This is a genomic window from Streptomyces sp. NPDC088116, assembly GCF_044741745.1.
Taxonomy (GTDB): domain Bacteria; phylum Actinomycetota; class Actinomycetes; order Streptomycetales; family Streptomycetaceae; genus Streptomyces.
This window is the reverse complement of record NZ_JBIUTF010000027.1, coordinates 1-1,684: the sequence shown is the minus strand read 5'-3', so window position 1 is coordinate 1,684 and position 1,684 is coordinate 1. Positions and strand designations below refer to the sequence as shown.

Annotated in this window: 1 protein-coding gene; it reads right to left on the bottom strand. The window is 68.4% G+C overall.

Annotated features, from left to right (window positions below):
* Window positions 1–1,684, bottom strand: a 1,684-nt coding sequence (locus ACIOJD_RS34535) for a type I polyketide synthase (protein ID WP_401920596.1), incomplete at both ends; no start/stop codon positions are given.

Below are 1,684 nucleotides of genomic sequence, written 5' to 3'. Positions count from 1 at the left end.
CGAACACCGACCGACTCGTGGCCAACGCCCGACCCACCAACACCGGATCAATCCCCGGCTGATCCGTGACCCACCGGCCCAACCGGACAACCTGCCCCCGCAACGCCTCCGCCGACTTCGCCGACAGCAACCACGGCACCGCTCCGCCCGGCAGGCCCTCATCAACTTCGGGTGCGGACTCCGGTTCGGCTTCTTCGAGAATCACATGCGCGTTGGTGCCGGAGATGCCGAACGACGACACCCCGGCCCGCCGAGGCTGGTCGTCGGCCTGCCACGGGACCGGCTCGGTCAGCAGCTGTACCGCCCCCGCCGACCAGTCCACATGCGACGAAGGCTCATCCACGTGCAACGTGCGCGGCAGCAGACCATGGCGCATGGCCAGCACCATCTTGATGATTCCGGCCACACCCGCGGCCGCCTGGGTATGGCCGATGTTCGACTTCACCGAGCCCAGCCACAGCGGTTTGTCCTCCGGCCGGTCCTGACCGTAGGTCGCCAGCAGCGCCTGCGCCTCGATCGGGTCACCCAGTTTCGTCCCCGTACCGTGCGCCTCCACCACATCGACCTCACCCGGCGACAGCCGAGCGCTGGCCAACGCCGCGCGAATCACACGCTGTTGCGAAGGACCGTTCGGCGCCGTCAGACCGTTCGACGCACCATCCTGGTTGACCGCGCTGCCGCGCAATACCGCGAGCACCTGGTGCCCGTGCCTCCGCGCGTCCGACAACCGCTCAAGAACCAGGATTCCGGTGCCCTCACCCCAACCTGTTCCGTCCGCCGCATCGGCGAACGGCTTACAGCGGCCATCGGCGGCCATGCCGCCTTGCCGGGAGAACTCCGTGAACACGCCTGGGCTGGACATCACCGTGACACCACCGGCGAGTGCCAGCGAACACTCACCGGACCGCAGCGCCTGCGCAGCCAGGTGCACCGTCACCAAGGAGGAGGAACAAGCGGTGTCCACGGTCACGGCGGGGCCTTCCAGGCCCAGCGTGTAGGCCACCCGGCCCGAAGCCACGCTCCCGGAGCTGCCGGTGCCACTGAATCCGTCGCTGTCGCCGCCCGGATTCAAAGCTGTCTGACTCGCATAGTCGTGATACATCAACCCGAGATACACACCGGTCGCAGTGCCACGCAGCGAATCCGGCACGATCCCGGCTCGCTCCAACGCCTCCCACGACGTCTCCAGCACGAGGCGCTGCTGCGGATCCATCGCCACCGCCTCACGCGGCGAGATTCCGAAGAACCCGGCATCGAACTCGGCCGCATCGGTGACGAATCCGCCCACCCGGGCGAAATCACCCAGCCCGGCAACCTCCCAGCCACGATCGCCGGGGAGTCCACCCATCGCGTCCGTACCCCCGCGCAGCAACTCCCACAACGCCTCCGGGGAGTCCACCCCGCCCGGGAATCGACACCCCATGCCCACGATCGCGATCGGCTCATCGATTGCCGCCACCGAGGCCGCGACCGGCGCCTTGGCCCCCCTTCCGAGGAGCTCGTCCAGCACGAACTCGGCCAGCACAGAGGCGGTCGGGTAGTCGAAGACCAGCGTGGCCGGGAGCCGTAGATCGGTTACGGCCGTGAGCCGGTTGCGGAGTTCGACGGCGGTCAGCGAGTCGAAGCCCAGATCGCGGAATGCCGCGTCGGCGTCGATGCTTTCGCCGGCGGTGTGGCCCAGAAC